Origin of the sequence: Streptomyces sp. WM6386 (assembly GCF_000972385.1) — a bacterium.
In the GTDB taxonomy this organism is placed as follows: Bacteria; Actinomycetota; Actinomycetes; order Streptomycetales; family Streptomycetaceae; genus Streptomyces.
On record NZ_JXTE01000808.1, the window covers coordinates 1 to 307 of the forward strand.

Consider the following 307-nt stretch of genomic DNA (forward strand, 5'->3'; position numbering starts at 1 on the left):
AGTCACCATCGCGTGTACTGGTCGGACCAGGCCGAGCAGGTACGGGAGGTGCCGGTCGACGCGATCGAATCTGCGCGCCGCGAGGGGGTGCCGCTGGAGAAGATCCCCGAACTGATCGCGCGCGGCGAGGTCCGGTCTGCAAACGCGGTCGCTGCACTCCTGATGCTGCGCCACCTCCGACTCGGCTAGGACGTGTTTTAGAAGGCGGTGACTCGCCTGGTTGGCCGTCCGGGGAAGTCGCGGGCGGCCAACCAGATGGTGAGGTCGTGGGCTATGTCTTCGATGCTGGTCGCTGTGGTGACCTCAT

General features: G+C 65.8%; 1 pseudogene. It reads left to right on the top strand.

The features are described 5' to 3' along the window. Positions 1-189 (top strand): annotated as a pseudogene (locus tag TN53_RS43765) (NUDIX hydrolase); the annotation flags it as partial. Positions 190-307 lie beyond the last annotated feature (118 nt).